This is a genomic window from Breoghania sp. L-A4 (genome assembly GCF_003432385.1).
Lineage (GTDB): Bacteria > Pseudomonadota > Alphaproteobacteria > Rhizobiales > Stappiaceae > Breoghania.
Map to the genome: position 1 here is coordinate 1,779,933 of NZ_CP031841.1, position 13,739 is coordinate 1,793,671.

The following is a 13,739-nucleotide window of genomic DNA, read 5'->3' on the forward strand; positions in this document are numbered from 1 at the left end:
GAGACGGGCCTCGCCGATAATCGGGAAAATTCATCCCGCCCAAAGGGTTGGTCGAAACCGGCCGTCCGCCGTAGCATCGGCTACGCCGTTCGCCCGTTTCCTCGCGGATCGAACCGGTTTGGACCAACAGAATTGATTCCATTTAACAAGGAAACGCTCTAGACGGGACAACCTGACGTCATTCTCTCGGGCGGTTCGCCTGTTGGCGTGAATGCCGTGCGGCCGAACGAGTACCGCTGACGGGAGCGCCGCTTGCTTGCGCGCGTGCTGCTGGAGTGGTCAAGAGCAGGATCTGGATTGCTGATGCGAAAAGACAGGGACAATCCCAAAGTGCGGGAGCAATACCGGAAATGGGTATACCCAAAACCGGTGAAGGATCTCGACAAATGGCGCAAGTCGGGCAACTTCCAGTTGGCGGATCCGGGCCGCGACTTCAATCTGTTCTGGCCCGACCGCGAAAAGAGGCCGCTGAACGTCCTCGTCGCGGGGTGTGGAACGTCTCAGGGCGCTTCCCATGCCTATCTGAACCGGGACTGCCATGTTACCGCGATTGATCTCAGCGAGAGCAGTTTGCGTTACACCCGCGACCTCAAGGATCGTCATCAGTTGACGAACCTCGACGTGGTCGAGCTCAGCCTGTTTGATGTCGGGACATTGAACCGGAAGTTTGACTTCATCGTCTCCACGGGGGTCCTGCATCATCTTCCCGACCCCGTCGCCGGGGGAAAGGCGCTGGCGGAGGTGCTGGAACCCGACGGCGTGATGCATCTCATGCTCTACGGCTCCACCCTGCGTGCAGGCGTCTACATGCTGCAGCAGGCCTTTCGCGCCGCCGGGATCGACCAAAGTGAAGCCGACGTCGGGCTGATGAGAGAAATGTGCCAGCATTTGCCGCGGCACCACGCCGTTCTCCCGTTCATCGCGCAATCAGACGACTGGAAGGACGACGCCGGCCTCGTCGACATCTTGTTGCACCCTCAGGACCGGGCTTACTCGGTCCCCGAGATTTTCGAGTTCGTCGAGCAAATCGACATGCAATTCCGGGGCTGGCTGGACAACGGGGCCTACGCGGCGATCAATTTCCTTCTGCCCAATTTTCCTGGATACGAACGCCTGATCGCTTTGCCGTTGAAGGAGCAAGCCACTTTCGTCGACAATTTTTTCCAAATGCACAAGACGCATCGGTTCAACCTCTGTCACCGTTCTGCCTCCGGGTATGAAATCGACTTCGACGGAAACGAATGGCAGGATTTTTCGCCGCACAAGCGTATCGGGCTTCGCCCGGCGCCGTCTGACACTGCGGCGAAGGGCAGGTTGTATGGAAACGCGACCGGCATGTTTTGGCGCTTGGACCGTTCGACCATGAGCTCATGGTCGCGGTCGATGGCGAGAAGACCGTCGCACAATGTGTGGAGCGGGCGTGCGCCCGCTCCAGGATCGTGCCGGAAGACCCCATTGCCGGCGCCCGCAGCTTCATGTCCTCAATGTGGGCGCGCGGGCATCTGTATTTCCGAAAGGGCTGAGAATCGCGCGCCAGCGCTGTGCTCAGAGCTGTCTTCCGTCATCCGGGTGTTCGTTCGACGAACCGCTCCAAGGCAAAGCATCCGACAGCCCGTACCAGAGATAGGCGCCGCGCAGGTAGGCCTTGCGCAGGGCGGGGAATGGGAAGCGCCTCAGCGGGCCGCGCAGCGGCGCCGGGATTGCGTCCGGGGTGATCGCTCCGGCTGCGAGGTCGGCGACGATGGCGCCGGAGTATGATCCCAGCGACACGCCGTTGCCGTGATAGCCGAGCGCCGTCCAGGCGTCCGGCGCTTCGCCGAGCGGTCCGATGCAAGCCGAGCGATCACGGGCCAGACAGATGAGGCCGGACCAGAAGTGGTCGATCGCCACATCGCGCCAGGCGGGAAACATGGCGCGGAAATCCCGCTCGATGCTCCGGCGCATCCAGGCTTCGTCCCGCGGCGCCGTGTCGAGCGCGCCGCGCATGCCGAACAGAAACCGCCCGTCCGGCATCAGCCGGAAATAGTGCAGCAGGTGGCGCGTGTCGTAGACCATCTGGTCCGATGTCCAGCCCTGCCGGGCCAGATCCTCCGCGCTTATCGGGCGGGTGACGATGATGGCGGAGACGGCGGGAAGAAGGCGTCCGGCCAGTGCGGGGCTCAGGTCATCCTGCGTGTAGCCGTTGGTGGCGACGATCAGCCGCTTCGCGGTCAAGGAGCCCTGAGGCGTCGACAGGCGCCAGCGCCCGTCCGCTCGTTCGACGCGGGTCACGGGAGAGCGCCCGTGGATCCGCGCGCCGGCCCGCGCCGCCGCCGTCGCAAGACCTGTGAGATAGCGCATCGGGTTGAGCGCGAAACCGATGGGCACCGTCATGCCGCCGTGAAACCCCTGCGCCGCCAGCCCCAGTTCGCCAAGCTCTTCCTTGGGGTGGATGTGTGCCCGGACGCCGAAATTCCTTTCCAGGAACGCCGCTTCCTCGGCGAAGGCATCGAACTCCCTGGCCCGGTGCGCCAGCGCCGTCTCGCCATGCGAATGGCGTTGCGCGTCGATGCCGTTGTCGTCGAGAATCGCCGCGACATGGTCGATCGCCGTGCGCTGGAAATGAAACAGCCGCTTTGCCTCGTCGATGCCGAAGCGCCGGGCAATCTCCGGATCGCCAAGCTTGATGCCGCCCCGGCAGCAAAACCCGCCGTTGCGTCCCGATGCGCCCCAGCCCGGATCGCCGGCATCGAGCACCCGCACATCCGCCTGATGCGCCTCGGCAAGCCGCTTGGCGGCGTTCAGCCCCGTGAACCCCGCGCCGATGACCGCGAAATCCGCATGCGTGTCTTCCGCAAGAGCCGCATGGCGCCGGCTGTCGGGATCGACCGTGGTTTCCCAGTAGCTGCCGACAAGGCGGGAGCGGTCATAGGCGTGCGGCGAATAGAGGCGGGTCATGCGGGAACTCTGTTGCGGAAAGCGCCCGACGATAGCGCCGGGACAGTGGTTTGGCGAGCGGGCGCATGGTGCGGCCGTCCTGGTCAGCTTTCGCGGCCCACGGCCTTGATATGATCCACGAAGGCGCGCAAGGGGCGGGCATGGGGCGTCCGGCTGACATAGGAGAGGAATGGCCCCGGAAAGCTCTGCCACCAGTCCGGCAGCACCGGTTCCAGCGCACCGCGTTTGAATAACGGCCCCGGCGGATTGATGCGCACCATAATGTCAGAGGCAAAGCGGCAAAAAAACCCGCCGAAGCGGGCTTTTCTCTCGTTAGTGGTCATAGTCGGTAAGGCGGCGCGTCTATGAGCCTGACGCAGCAGTCTTTGACGTGATCGAACGACTAGTCTGTCCGGCAGCGGCCGGTTTTAGTCGTTTCCTTGTCTCCGTCATCATAGGCGATCCCGATCTTCTCCCCGGCCAGCGATGCGATCGTACCGGAGTACCACTCTCCGCCACCCTTGAAATTGCACTCAACCTTCATGCCGATCATCCAGTCATAAGGCCGGACGGCGCTCGTGCCGACGGTCTCGCGGTCGCCGTCGTCGTAGCGCACGGTCACGGTGCCATTGCCGATGGATTCGACAATGCCCGGATACCAGTACGCGCCGCCCTGGTATTTGCCGAGCACCCAGTCTCCTGCCGTCTGCGCACCAACAGGCGTAGCGAGCGAGGCAAAAACGCCGGCCGCCACTACAAAGATCTTCCCGTTCATGAGATGAAAACCCATGGGAGCAAGCCTCCCGTGCCTGCACCATATGGATAAGGCTTATCACGATATCTCAGTCGCCAGATGCCGGCAATGTAAAAGACGATGGCGTGTGGGGGAGGCCATGTACCAAACGATCGGTCGCAATTCCGGCGCACGCCACAACGAAAGGTCTCCCAATACGTCTCTGCGGCGCGGGGATTGATTGTCAGGGGGCTGGCGCATCTTCTGCCGGGCAACCGGCGCACCGGAATGATAAGGCACGATGGGCTTGAGTGAATGCAGTCCCGCAATCCTGCGTATGCAGCAATGGAGCGCAAGGGCGGCGAAAGCATCGAGACCGAAGGCGTCGCCTGTTCCATAATTCGCGCAATGTGTTTCGCGTGACGGATTATCGAACGAATGGCCATAGTCCGTGGATGCGGATCGCGCCGCAGGACGAAAGGACGGGAAATGAAGTTACGACAGCTTGGAACGACCGGCCCGGAGGTTTCCGCTCTTGGTCTTGGCTGCATGGGCATGTCCGGCATGTACGGTCCGGCCGATCGCGACGAAAGCATCGCCACGATCCATGCCGCGTTCGATGCCGGTATCACCTTGCTCGATACGGGCGATTTTTACGGCGCGGGCCACAACGAGATGCTGATCGGCGAGGCCATCAGGGGCCGGCCGCGCGACAGCTACCAGATCTCTGTCAAGTTCGGCGCCCTGCGCGATCCCGCCGGCGGCTGGCACGGCAACGACACCCGTCCCGCGGCGATGAAGAATTTTCTCAGCTATACGCTGGAGCGGCTGGGGCTGGACCACATCGACATCTATCGCCCGGCGCGGCTCGATCCGAACGTGCCGATCGAGGAAACCATCGGCGGCATTGCGGAGATGGTGCAGGCGGGATACGTGCGCCATATCGGCCTGTCGGAACTCGGCGCGGACACCATCCGCCGCGCGGCGGCCGTGCATCCCATCTGCGACCTGCAGATCGAGTATTCGCTGATCTCGCGCGGCATCGAGGACAAGATCCTGCCCACGACGCGCGCGCTCGGCATCGCCATCACCGCCTACGGCGTGCTTGCGCGCGGGCTGATCTCCGGCCACTGGAGCCCCGACAAGCAGTTGCCGGGGGATTTCCGCGGCCATACCCCGCGTTATCAAGGCGGCAATATCGATCACAACCTGGCGCTGGTGGAAGCCTTGCGCGCGGTGGCGCGTGACAAGGGGCTGACGGCGGCGCAGGCGGCAATCGCCTGGGTGGCGGCGCAAGGCACCGACATCGTGCCGGTGGTGGGCTCGCGCCGCCGCGACCAGCTTGCGGAGGCGTTGGGCGCAATGGACGCGGTGCTCGATCCAGGCGACCTCGCGGCGATCGAGGCGGCCATGCCCAAGGGAGCCGCGGCCGGCGAGCGTTACATGGCGATGCAGATGGCGCAGCTCGACAGCGAGAAATGACTTCTACGCCTGCGCGGTGACCGTTGCCGCGCGGCACTCGCCTGCCAGCAACGACAGGCCGGTGCCGACAAACCACAGGGTCATCGAATAGGCGGCCAGCCGCTCCATGCCGCCGCGTCCCAGCGTTTCGTAAATCTGCGCGCTGTAGAGCCAGGTCGCGATGAGCGTAGTTGCGCCGCACAGTAGGCTGAAGGCGGCCCGGCGCGGGGCCGCTTTCCGGCAGGCGACGCCGAGGATGACGAAGCCCGCGCCGCCGAGACAGAAGTTCATCGCGGCGCCGATGAAATGCGGTCCCCGCGCCACATCGAGAGGCGAGACGCCGACGAGCAGCAGCCCGACACCGGAGGCCGCGACAAGGCACAGTCCGACTGTCGTCATCCAGCCGTCCGGCCACGCCGCGCGCGACAGGGCCGCGCCGGTGATCACCTGCAGTCCGAGGATGAACAGGCTGACGTTCAGTACCATGTGCTTTGGTGAGCACACCGGGACAGGCGCGGGCGCGTCGCCCGACAGAAACGGTCCGCAACGGGTGATGCCCAGCACACTGATGTCCTGGGTCCAGGCGGAATAGTCCACGGCAAAGGCCATCGTGGCCCACTCGCTGATCGGGAACTGGACATTGGCGGCCCAGCTAAGGCCCGCCGCGAGCACCAACAGCCGGGTGGCGACGTGATCGTTCGACGCGTGAGGCATGCGCGGCATCCCTTGTCTGGTTTCCCCGGAGCCGCGCCTCGTGCGGGCGCATCAGGTGGGTTTGCATTGTTTTACACAAAGACCACGCGCGTCTATGCGACGCGCTGAAAATCGAACCGAGGGCCGCATGCGCCTCGATCGCAAGGAAATACTGGCAGTCGCGCCCATGATGGATTGGACGGACAACGGCTAAATTCAAGGGCAAGAGCAGTGCATTAGTAGAGTTGTCCTTGTGCCAGGTACCAGAAGCCCTGCAAGCGGTTCCAACGTGGAGTTCCCGGTGCGCTGCGGGAACAGAGCGTGCTTCCCGTCCAGCATCTGAGATTTCCATGGACGTCCCGTGTCTTGAAGCTGCTGACATTCTTTCACTGCCGCAGCTCTGCGCTTGTCCAGGTATGCGGCGAGGTCGTTGATGCGCACGCCCTTCGCGCAATTCCGCGGCGCCTCCATCCGAACGAGGGGAGGGCGATATCACCGGCCGTAACTTTCCGGACAAACTTCGCCTTCGTCAAACCGAAGAAGTCCCTTGCCACTTCCTCAGCCGAAATGACCGGCTGACCTGAGTACATCGCTATCAATTGAAATGCAGTGTTCATGTTCCCGCAAAAAAGCAGACTCTTCTGCGCGAGAGAAGCGAAGCTGGTTGCCCGGCGCATGACTGGATAGCAAGGCGAAGTAATCGGAAGTCTCACCCGCCGGCAGGCCGACCATAGCGCTTCATCGAAGCGGCCGATGAACGGGCGAGGCGGTTGCCGCGACGCGAGCAGGTAAATTGGTCACGCGGCCGTTGGATGTCCCCGAGGTCTCTGGTCGAGGTAATTTCTTTCTTTTGTGGATCAGTTCCTCGGCTGGTGCTCGCTCGCGCCGCAACAGCTTTTGAATGGCGATTTTCACCCCGCGCCGGCGGTGTTTACACGAAGCTTCAGCGCGCTTTCTTGGCTGCACTCACTTCATGGGGATTGACCGTATCGGCAATGATAGCGATTTCCCGGCGCAATATATTGAGCAACTCGTCAAGTCTTTCGGCTTTCATTCGGACGCTGGTCATATTGATGGAGAGCGCGCCGGCCACGCTATTGTCTTTCAGACGAATGGGCATGGCCAGTGCCGAAATACCTTCGACGAGTTGACCGTGATCCAAGGCATAGCCGAGTTTCCTGATTTCGGGCAGGCGCCTGAGGATCTCGCCAGCGGTGAGCTTGTTGTAACCCTCATATGTCGTTGAATTGGCGGCGATGATGGCGTTGGCCTCAGTTTCGGGGAGGAAGGCAAGGATCGCTTGGCCAGCGGAGCCGACTCCCAGCGGGATCTGGCCACCCACCTGTCCGGTCAAGGTTTCGATCACATAGGTACCTTCTTGGCGGTCGACGCAAACCGTATTGAAACCAGAGCGCGCCATAAGGAAGATCATGTCGCCGGTTTCGCCGGCAATGCGGACCAATGATGGATGACAGGCTCGCCTGAAGCCGGTGCCATCTGCCGCTTTTGCGCCCAGTGCAAAAAGAGCAAGTCCCAACCGGAAACGGCGGGTGCCTTCAATGCGTTCAATCAGACCGTGGTTTTCAAGACTTGAGATGATCCGGTGCGCGGTCGAGGGATTGAGACCGCACGCCTCTGCAAGATCTGACATGCGCGCGCCGTCTGCACCGGCCTCTCCGAGGTGATTGAGAATGGAGATCGCCCGGTCCAGCAATTGCGTGCCGGTGGTTTTGTCTGCTTTGGTCAACATCTTATTCGGTTCGGGTCCTTCGCTCAGCCGGTCAAGCGAGTCGTGCCACTATATACAGTCAATGGCGCAGCGAGATCATTCTTGAATTTCTGCAATTGTCCGTTGCGTAGAGCTTGGAATGCCTTGTCGATCCTCTCAGCATCGACTGGCGCAAGTTTGGATGCGGCAATACTCTGGAACTTGGCACGCATGTGCTCTGCAGTCATCGGGTTGGTGGCCTCACCCAGCGGTGTGAGAACCTCGCAGCCCCAGCGTCCTCGGGATGTGTGAATGGTCAGCTTGGCTGGCACTGCCTGGGGAAACATGGCTTCAAACCGATCCGAGTGGAGCAGACGAACTTTTTCAGCAAGCGTAACTGCCCTTGTGTCACTCAAGGCTGCTTCGCTCATGGGCAAGAACGCGTCAGCGCCGGCCGTCAGCACCAGGGCAACACAAAACGGAACGCTATATTGCGCGGACTCAAGGGATGCCGGATGAACGTCATTGTTCAGCCGGAGCGCCCAGCCAAAGGTTTCAATGTCTATGCGCCGAATTTCGTCGGCTTCCAGCCGATGTTCGGCTTGCAGTTGCAATGCGGCGTCCATCGCGGCATGCGCCCAACGGCAGCAACTGTAGGGTTTGAAATAGACGTCCGGAAGAACCCATTTTTCACCAAGGTCATCAAGAAGAATCTTGCGCCTGTAAATCTCCTCATTGTCCAGCAAATCGATGGGGCCGGTGAAACCTGCATCTGCCAGGTCGACAGCACTCAATCCCGCGGCTGTTGCCCAGGGAATACCCTCTTTGAGGTGATTGCCCATGACTTTTGAGTACCCGACCGCGAGAAGATTGGGCGCGGACGCTCCGGCGAGTGCGATCGCTTGAGCCATCTGGTGAGGCGGCATTTTGCGAAGATGGGCTGCAGCTGCAGCGACACCCTGCCCGATCCAAGGGCCTGATACCATAGTCGTGAGTTTTGAATGATGCCGGGACGCCGCAATGCGTACCGCCACTTCATAGCCGATGGCAATTGCGGTGATGACACTTTCAAAGGGAGCGTCAAAAACATCGCACGTCGCCAGAACTGCGGGGACGATTCCCGCTCCGGGATGGCCGACCGCTGCGCGATGCCCATCATCTAGGTCCATTACGCTTGACAGTGTTGCGTTCAAATAGGCCGCGCCGGGCACGGTGAGGCGCGTGTCGCTGAACCAGCTCACGGCAGCTCCTCCGCCCCAAATTCGAGCGGCGGCGGCTTTGCTTGCCTCGACTGCGGGTGTGCCCAGGCCTGCCAGGGCAGAAGCGGTGAGGTCCTGAATGGCATCAATGACCTTGGCGGACACCTCCGCGGGCACTGTGTTCACGTCCGTGAGTGTTTGAGCAAGCTGCTCCGCAACCGTCATTTGTCGCCTCCCATATTGCCGTGCACTGTATTTCCATAATATGAAAAAAACTACTTGAAAAAATCATATCGTGAAATATGGTGTGCATGTCGAATGGAGGAGCATGAACATGAGGATGCCTGGCAACGCCCAACCTGGCCGACAGACCTGCGTGCGTTTCGTGGTTGGTGGAAGCGGGGGGAAACGTGCACCTGCGCCGGCTCGGCATGCGTGGCGCCGGGTTCCGCGGCGAACTCTCTTTCGTCCCGAAAGTTCTATCGGGCCCGATTCCGCAGACTTCAAGAACAGGGCGTCTGTGGGTTCTGTGGGTCCGTGCCGCCGGCTTCCGGTTGCAAAACTGATTCAAGCCCTGAATGCGGTGTGACCACCATCAAGGAGGTATGGAATGTCAAACGATCTGAAATCCTGGATAAAAACGGCAGGTGTCGTTTCCATCCTGACGTTGACAATGACGGCAGCGCACGCGGCTGAATGGCGTCTGTCGACGTCGTATCAGCCCGACTCGGAAGCGCATGAAGGATCTTTGCGCTTTGCCGAACTTGTTAAGGAAATATCTGACGGGCGGATCGATATTCAGGTGTTTCCGTCCAATCAGCTCGGAGACTGGACCGAGGTCTACGAACAGGTGACGAGTGGCGCCGTGCAAATGACCATGGGCGCCGTGCCATCCACCTTCGATGCCCGCCTCGCGATCGACTCGTTCCCGTACGCGGTCGCAGATTATGAAGAAGCGGCCAAGGCTTATGCGCCGGGCGGCTACATGTACGAAATCGTCAGCGGCATCGTTGCCGACCAGGGCGTTCAGATTCTCAGCACATGGGCGCTTGGAATGGGCGGCGGCGCCTTTACCAAGGAACTGCCGGCGCCGACGGACCCGAATGCGCAGCAGGGGCTGAAGGTTCGTGTCTGGCCGGGCGGCGTGACGCACCGGGCCCTGATGGAGCGCTTCGGCTTTACCGTCTCGATGATACCATGGGACGAAGTCTATACCGCACTGCAAACCGGCGTGGCCGATGGCGTCATCGGCGGCAATCCCGAATTGACCGTTACGCACTTCAAGGACATCACCAAGATGTATGTCCAGTACAACGATCACTTCGAAAATCACTACATCATGATCAACAAGGAGCTGTTCGACGGCTTGTCGGAGGACGACAGGGCCGCGGTTCAGGAGGCCGCAGTCAAGGTCATGAACGAGCGGTTTCCGGTCGCGGAAGCGTCGGACGAAGCCTACATGCAGCAGCTTCGCGATGCCGGCATCAAGGTCGTGACCCTGGACAAGGATGCCATGCTGGCGTTCGCCACGGCTGCGCGTCAGGACGTATGGCCCGAGATCAAGGACGAGATCGGCGAAGAGCTTTATTCGCGTCTGAAATCGGAACTTGGCATGTAACAGCACGAGCGCACGGAGCCGGTACGCCGGTTCCGTGTCCGCTGGGTGGAAAGGTTCACTTGGCGGGCCGGACCATCGATAAACAATCAACCATCAAATTGGCGGCAGCATCTGTTGGCTCTCGGGGAGGAGAGAAATGGCCGAAATCGGATTAAGCGGGCTGCTGCAGGGGCTTTGGGCCTTCAAGTTATGGCTGCAGAAGTTAATGCTGGTTGTTACCTGCGCGGGCGTCACGATCCTCGTGATGATGGAGATAATCTTTCGCTATTTCCTGTTCTTGCCGCTCCACGGCATCGAGGAACTCGCAACATATCTGGCGGTGTGGACCTACTTCATCGGCGGCGCCTATGGAGCCTACGAACGCTCCCACATATCCGCCAGTCTTCTGGATGTGATCGTCAAGAATGCCAAGGTCATTGGAGCGATCGATTTGATTATCAAGTTGATCACTTTAGTGGTCGCAGCCTGGATGACAGTATGGGTGGTTCAGTATCTTCTCTGGAGCATCGAGCGCCGGCCGCACTCGCTTGAGCTGCAGATGCCACTTTACTACGTCCATGCTGCAATGGCCGTCGGTCTCGGCCTGATGAGCTTCTATTTCCTCGTCGATTTCATTCTGGTGGTCCTACGGCTTACGGGAAGAACACCCTTTGCCAGTGCTCGGGAAGGGGTGGTTGGATGAGTGCGGAAATCATCATCGATGTCCTGCTGCTGATGGGATTGCTGATTATCGGCGTACCAGTTCCGTTCTGCTTTGCGGCGGCTGCGCTGTTCCTGTTTCTGACTGGCGACTACGGCGGATCCAACTTTCTGGTTGCTGCCGGATTCAACAAGACCTCCTCGATAATCCTTCTGGCCATGCCGCTCTTTATTCTCGTTGGAGAGATCATGAGCACTGGCAGCCTCGCCGCCCGGCTTGTCGACTTTTGCGACAGCATCTTTGGGCGTCTCAAAGGTGGTTTGGGAGTGGTGGTCATTGTCGTCACGGCAGTGTTCGGCGCCATTTCAGGCACCGCATCCTCCGCTGTCGCCGCGATGGGCACGATCATGGTGCCGCGATTGGTGGAACGCGGCTACGATCGGGGCTATGCGGCAGCCCTGGTCGCTGCATCGTCTGTGCTGGCGCTTCTCATCCCCCCCAGTTCAGCGCAAATCGTTTATGGCTGGATATCGGGTACCTCGATTGCGGCCTGCTTTCTGGCTCCCATTGTTCCGGCTTTCTTGCTCATGGGGCTGTTTTCCGTCTGGAACTTCGTATTGACTCGCAAGATGCCGATTGTGCAGCCTGAGGCGGTCGGGATCCGCGAGGCCGTGAAGGATATTGGCCACAAGGGCCGTCGAGCGACGCTTGGCCTGGTGATGCCAGTGGTCATCCTGACATCAATCTACGGAGGTCTGGCAACGCCGACCGAAGCAGCGGCGATCGCGGTCGTTTACGCTCTCATTGTCGGCGTCATTATATACCGTGACATTCCACTGAAAGAGCTTTGGCGGATCGGGTATACGGCCGGAACCACCGTGGGCGTCGTCATGGTATTGGTCTTCTTCGCCGTGATGCTCAGCCGGCTTTATACGATGGAGAACGTGCCGCAATCGGTGGTCAATCTGCTCCTTTCAATAAGCCAGGACCGCATCGTTCTGCTGCTGCTTATCAATGTCTTTCTGATCGTGCTGGGCATGATCATGGATGATTTCAGCGGATTGTTGTTGGCGACGCCGATGTTGCTTCCCGTCATCCGGGAACTTGACATTCACCCCGTGCATTTCGCCGCCATCATCGGTGTCAATCTGGGCATGGGCAACATTACGCCGCCTACCGCGCCCCTTCTCTATTTCGGTGCGCGGATTGGCAAGACGCGTCTTGAGGGCATGCTTAAGCCGACACTCATTCTCGTGCTTTTCGCTTATCTCCCGGTTTTGATGCTCACTACGTTCATTCCAGAACTGTCGCTGTGGCTGCCGCGCCTGGTCCTCGGGATAAACTAATGACTGCGGCAGATGAACAAATCGAGGTGGGATGCGGTAGGCCGCAGCTTGCCAATGAGTTGGATGAACTGTCCGCAGGCAAGGCGGCAAGCGCCGAGGAGTTGACGCGCTTCTACCTTGACCGTATCGCGCGGTTCGATCCTGAACTTCACGCGTTTTCCGAGGTTTTTGCAGCGCGTGCTTTGGCGGACGCGCGGGCGCGGGATGACGTCCGGGCAAAGGGTGGACAAGGTGGGCCGCTTTGGGGCGTGCCCGTTGCAGTCAAGGACCTGTTCGATATCTCCAACCTGCCGACCCGCGCCGGATCCATCGCCATTACCGATCGCCATCCAAGCGCTTCCGCCTATGTTCTGCAATTGCTGGAAAAGGCCGGGATGGTGGTGCTGGGGCGCACACACATGACCGAGTTCGGCTTTGGCGGCTGGGGCACCAATCCGGTCATGGAGCCACCGCGAAATCCGTGGGATAGAAATGTGTATCGGGTGGCCGGTGGTTCAAGCAGCGGGTCGGCAGTGGCGGTCGCCGCCGGGCTCGCTCCGGTCTCCATCGGAACTGACACGGGTGGATCGGTCAGAACGCCGGCGACCTGGTGTGGTGTCATCGGCATGAAAACATCGCACGGCCTGATTGGTCGCGGCGGAGTGGTGCCGCTTTGCGGCACGCATGACAGTGTGGGGTGGTTTACCCGCACTGTGCATGATGCGGCATTGCTGCTCAATGTGATGCAAGGCACCGACCCGCGTGACCCGGCGAGCGGACATGCCCCGAAAATCGATGCCCTGACCGATCTCGAGGCGGGCATTGAAGGCATGAAAATCGGCCGGCTTGTCGATGCCGATCTTGAGGGCGTCGACCCGGATATTTTGCGGCTGCACAACAAGGCGCTTGATGAACTCGAAGTGCTCGGCGCCAGAATTTCGCCCGTTCGCCTGCCGCTCAGCATTGCCGATTATCTGAAATCGGGCGGCGAAATCATGAGCTATGAGAGCTATCGCGCGCTCGGCAAATATGTCGAGGCGGAGAATAGCCCTGTCGACCCGGTTATCAAGGGCCGCATCATGGCCGGCAAGACGATTTCTGGCGACGCGTATCAACAGACGCTGAAATCGCGGCTTGCGGCGCAGGCAGAATTTGCCAAACGCGCGGCGGGCTACGACGCATTCATCATGCCCGGCAGCCATATCGTCGCGTGCGCGTTGAACGATGTCGATGAAGCTGCGCCACCCAATTTCTATGGCCGGGTCGTCAATCTCTTGGACCTTGCGGCGGTGACGGCGCCGACCGGGCTGACATCTGAAGGCATGCCGGCGGGCATCCAGATTGTGGTGCGCAAATATGACGATGCGCGCGCTTTGCGCATCGCACGCGCCTTTGAAAAACACCGCGGCGGGCTGGTGCATGCCCCTGCGGGATACTGACCAAAAG

At 60.5% G+C, this 13,739-nt stretch carries 12 protein-coding genes and 1 pseudogene; 6 read left to right on the forward strand and 7 right to left on the reverse strand.

Annotated elements, in window-relative coordinates:
- Positions 1 to 303 precede the first annotated feature (303 nt).
- Positions 304 to 738 (forward strand): annotated as a pseudogene (locus D1F64_RS24365) (class I SAM-dependent methyltransferase); the annotation flags it as partial.
- Positions 739 to 1,545: 807 nt separating this feature from the next.
- Here D1F64_RS24365 and D1F64_RS24370 read toward each other — a convergent pair.
- From D1F64_RS24370 to D1F64_RS08265, 3 genes are all read right to left on the reverse strand, one after another.
- The gene (locus D1F64_RS24370) at positions 1,546 to 2,937 is read right to left on the reverse strand and encodes an FAD-binding oxidoreductase (RefSeq protein WP_117412054.1); all 1,392 of its coding nucleotides are present in this window, start codon (positions 2,935 to 2,937) and stop codon (positions 1,546 to 1,548) included.
- Between the two features lie 83 nt (positions 2,938 to 3,020).
- Positions 3,021 to 3,260, reverse strand: a complete 240-nt coding sequence (locus tag D1F64_RS23760; protein WP_205470702.1) for a hypothetical protein — start codon at positions 3,258 to 3,260, stop codon at positions 3,021 to 3,023.
- A gap of 59 nt (positions 3,261 to 3,319) precedes the next feature.
- A complete protein-coding gene (locus D1F64_RS08265; RefSeq protein WP_248304660.1) occupies positions 3,320 to 3,706 on the reverse strand; it encodes a tudor domain-containing protein in 387 nt (128 codons plus the stop codon).
- Between the two features lie 432 nt (positions 3,707 to 4,138).
- Here D1F64_RS08265 and D1F64_RS08270 point away from each other — a divergent pair, with 432 nt between their 5' ends.
- Positions 4,139 to 5,131 (forward strand): aldo/keto reductase, encoded by a 993-nt coding sequence (locus tag D1F64_RS08270; RefSeq protein ID WP_117412055.1) that lies wholly within the window; start codon positions 4,139 to 4,141, stop codon positions 5,129 to 5,131.
- Between the two features lie 3 nt (positions 5,132 to 5,134).
- Here D1F64_RS08270 and D1F64_RS08275 read toward each other — a convergent pair whose 3' ends face one another.
- From D1F64_RS08275 to D1F64_RS08290, 4 genes are all read right to left on the reverse strand, one after another.
- Positions 5,135 to 5,824 (reverse strand): DUF998 domain-containing protein, encoded by a 690-nt coding sequence (locus D1F64_RS08275; protein WP_162901420.1) that lies wholly within the window; start codon positions 5,822 to 5,824, stop codon positions 5,135 to 5,137.
- Positions 5,825 to 6,189: 365 nt separating this feature from the next.
- Positions 6,190 to 6,480 carry a pyocin activator PrtN family protein gene (locus D1F64_RS24375; RefSeq protein ID WP_346432312.1) on the reverse strand — a complete coding sequence of 97 codons (291 nt, stop codon included), beginning with the start codon at positions 6,478 to 6,480 and terminating at the stop codon, positions 6,190 to 6,192.
- Positions 6,481 to 6,746: 266 nt separating this feature from the next.
- A complete protein-coding gene (locus tag D1F64_RS08285; RefSeq protein ID WP_117412057.1) occupies positions 6,747 to 7,553 on the reverse strand; it encodes an IclR family transcriptional regulator in 807 nt (268 codons plus the stop codon).
- Positions 7,554 to 7,576: 23 nt separating this feature from the next.
- On the reverse strand, positions 7,577 to 8,935 hold the full coding sequence (locus D1F64_RS08290; RefSeq protein WP_117412058.1) for an MmgE/PrpD family protein: 1,359 nt from the start codon (positions 8,933 to 8,935) through the stop codon (positions 7,577 to 7,579).
- Positions 8,936 to 9,320: 385 nt separating this feature from the next.
- Here D1F64_RS08290 and dctP point away from each other — a divergent pair, with 385 nt between their 5' ends.
- From dctP to D1F64_RS08310, 4 genes are all read left to right on the forward strand, one after another.
- Positions 9,321 to 10,328, forward strand: coding sequence for a TRAP transporter substrate-binding protein DctP (gene dctP / locus D1F64_RS08295; RefSeq protein ID WP_117412059.1), 1,008 nt, complete (start codon positions 9,321 to 9,323; stop codon positions 10,326 to 10,328).
- A gap of 136 nt (positions 10,329 to 10,464) precedes the next feature.
- On the forward strand, positions 10,465 to 11,010 hold the full coding sequence (locus D1F64_RS08300; protein ID WP_117412060.1) for a TRAP transporter small permease: 546 nt from the start codon (positions 10,465 to 10,467) through the stop codon (positions 11,008 to 11,010).
- Positions 11,007 to 12,314, forward strand: coding sequence for a TRAP transporter large permease (locus D1F64_RS08305; protein ID WP_117412061.1), 1,308 nt, complete (start codon positions 11,007 to 11,009; stop codon positions 12,312 to 12,314). The genes D1F64_RS08300 and D1F64_RS08305 overlap by 4 nt, the downstream gene beginning before the upstream one ends.
- Positions 12,314 to 13,732 (forward strand): amidase, encoded by a 1,419-nt coding sequence (locus tag D1F64_RS08310; RefSeq protein WP_117412062.1) that lies wholly within the window; start codon positions 12,314 to 12,316, stop codon positions 13,730 to 13,732. Before D1F64_RS08305 ends, D1F64_RS08310 begins: the two co-directional genes overlap by 1 nt.
- Positions 13,733 to 13,739 lie beyond the last annotated feature (7 nt).